Source organism: Clostridium rectalis (assembly GCF_900626095.1).
In the GTDB taxonomy this organism is placed as follows: Bacteria; Bacillota; Clostridia; order Clostridiales; family Clostridiaceae; genus Clostridium_AS; species Clostridium_AS rectalis.
The window spans coordinates 1-2,825 of the sequence record NZ_UYZZ01000022.1 but is presented as its reverse complement, the minus strand read 5'-3'; the positions used below and the strand labels follow the sequence as shown (position 1 = coordinate 2,825).

Below are 2,825 nucleotides of genomic sequence, written 5' to 3'. Positions count from 1 at the left end.
ACATTGCCTACTTCTTTAACCTCATTTAGTATTGATTCTTTTAATTCTTTTGTATAACTTCTACCTCTCACAAGTTACCTCCAATTACTTTTCTTCATTATATCTAATGCATAAGCAATTGTCCAAGTGTTTTTAGGGGCTTAAGAGATATGATCTATTCTAATTTTGGGTATTAAATTATTTATATAAGGTGTTTTAGTTAATAAAGTGTTAAATAAAACTGTTTATAGTTAAATGATAGTAAGAGGTTAATTATTTAATTTCATTACAGAAAGTGATGCGCATAATGCACTACTAAATAAAACAGTTAAGGCTGTTGTACTTCTAATTGAAAGGTCTATAGAATCACCGGCAGCTAGTGTTACTATAGTAAAGGCTGTAAAAATTGTATCATTGGTGCTTCCTGTTTTTAACCCTAAATCTGTATCCAAAATTGGGAATCCATTAACACGTGCTATAGTAGATATTGCCGGCCCGTTGGCCATGGGTCCTAAACTAACAAGATAATCTATTCTGTAATCACCTGGAATTTGTATCTCTAAGCTGTTTGTTCCAGGATTTACGTTATTGTTTACCATAGGATCTGTAAGTGGTATTTGTACTTCAGTGTTTGCTGGTAGTCCCAAAGTACCGCCAACTATATTATATATACCGCCATAAGCTTGTAGCCCTGCAGGGACATCTGAACCAGTAGGCCCAGTAACACCTTGGATACCAGTGGGACCGGTTATTCCACGAAGTCCAGTAGGTCCAGTAACACCTTGGATGCCAGTAGGACCAGTTACTCCACGAAGTCCAGTAGGCCCAGTAACACCTTGGATACCAGTGGGACCGGTTATTCCACGGGGTCCAGTCGGTCCAGTAATACCTCTAGGACAGGTACATCTACCACAACATGGCATACATATTTTGCATCTATTACTCAATTATATCCACCCTCTATTATTATAATTTAAATTATTTTGTTATTAAAATTAGCTAGTATTATTATATAATATGATTTATTTTAATTTTTGATATTAAATATTTATAAAAGGTGGTTATATCAATAAAATTATTTATAGTGAAGATTTAGTATGGGGTTTAATTATTTAATTTTATTACAGAAAGCCATAAGCATAACGTATCAATGAAAGAAAACAGTTAGTGCTTTTTCAATTCTAATTGATAGGTCTATAATATTAATGGACCGTAGGGCTTAAATGTCTATAAGTTAGGTTTTTATCTATATTTTATTAATTTATAATTATTCAAATCCAATACTTTTAAAGAATTTTTTATTATCAAGTAAAATTTTGTTGTTAGGTGAATAAGAGAGTGCAATTTCGTTGTGTTTATAGGAGAGATCTGTATTTCCTTGTTTATAATAGCAAAGACAAAGCTGAACATGAGGAAGCCAAGTCCAACAATCATTACTAATAAATCCCCAACCGTTGTTAGTTTTTTCTAAATTAGTAGCTAATTCATACCAAAATATTGCATTGTTAATATTGTTTTCAGCTAAAAAATAACTACCTAATCTACAGCAAAATTCAGCTCGTGGTTTATCATAATTAAAAGAATAATAGGAATACTTTTTAGCATTAAAAGAATCTTTTACATAGTTATAGTAGTCTGCTAGTTTTCCGCAGGCCGTTATTTTGTCTTCAAACCAACCATCATTTATCTTTAATAGTTTTTTATACTGAGCTATAGCCTCGTCATATAATTTATGATCATATAATTCATTACCATAGTAAAATATATCTCTTGGTGAGAAGGTATAGTTTTCTTCTATCATCTTCTTATATATATTTAAATTCCTATCGGAATCACGGGGTTTTACCTTATCATGAACTATGGATATATCACTATCAAATATATTACCATAAACTTGTAAGTAATTATGAACCCTTCCATACCATTTGAAGTTTTTTTGGCGTTTTACAAGTCTATTTCGCCTGTAGCTTAAAGCGGGTATACCATCTTTATTTAAATTCATACTATAAAACATAGTAACTGAATCGATAGACTTATCTAAATTATTTTTTAAATTTTTTAATTTTTTTTGATCTTCTTCTAAAATTATGTCATCAGCGTCTAAATAAAATATATATTCTTTAGTGGCCTTGCTAAATGAAAAGTTTCTTGCTGATGCGAAGTCTTGTATCCACTGAAAATCATAAATTTTACTTGTAAATTTTTTTGCTATTTCTTTGGTCTTGTCTTTAGAGCCTGTATCTACTATTATAATTTCATCAACAAAATCTTTTGCACAATTTAAACATCTTTCTAATGTGAGCTCTTCATCTTTTACAATCATACATAAACTTATAGAAATCATTAAATCACCTCATAATAAATTTATTAGTTAAATAGTTTTTTTATTATAATTAATAAATTTAGTTTTATAATATAAATTTTAAACTTATTATATGCTATGCAAATTTATGAAAATATGAATATGTATTGATAGATTTATTTTTAAATATATGACATTAATTAAATTCAACTCATATAATAATATTGACCTAAAGAGCATTTAGTTAGAGTCAAATTTATAAAAAGGATGTTGAGATATATGCTATGCCATAAAGATCAAAAAAAATTGCAGAGAAAATTAGAAGATTTATATTGTAATAACTGTGACATTTGTTTATGTGATTCTTCATGTTTTGCTATTAATAAATGCGATTGCTGTGTAGATCCTATGGAAAACTTATTAAACCAGTTGATAACTTTATTGGCACCAACCGATACTATACAGATAACACTAAACACAGGAGCAGTTCAATCTTTTTTAGTAAGTCAAGTAGTAGCTATAACTGATAGTATAATAAATATAG

Annotated in this window: 2 protein-coding genes and 1 pseudogene; 1 reads left to right on the top strand and 2 read right to left on the bottom strand. The window is 29.2% G+C overall.

Going from position 1 to position 2,825, the window contains the following annotated elements; all coding sequences use genetic code 11:
• Positions 1-248: 248 nt before the first annotated feature.
• Positions 249-926 carry a hypothetical protein gene (locus EJL03_RS16685; protein WP_279222095.1) on the bottom strand — a complete coding sequence of 226 codons (678 nt, stop codon included), beginning with the start codon at positions 924-926 and terminating at the stop codon, positions 249-251.
• 320 nt (positions 927-1,246) lie between these two features.
• Positions 1,247-2,323: a tetratricopeptide repeat-containing glycosyltransferase family 2 protein gene (locus EJL03_RS15765; protein ID WP_125154915.1), complete on the bottom strand. Its 1,077-nt coding sequence runs from the start codon at positions 2,321-2,323 to the stop codon at positions 1,247-1,249.
• A gap of 237 nt (positions 2,324-2,560) precedes the next feature.
• Between EJL03_RS15765 and EJL03_RS15760 the strand changes: the two are divergent.
• Positions 2,561-2,825: pseudogene (locus EJL03_RS15760) on the top strand (hypothetical protein); the annotation flags it as partial.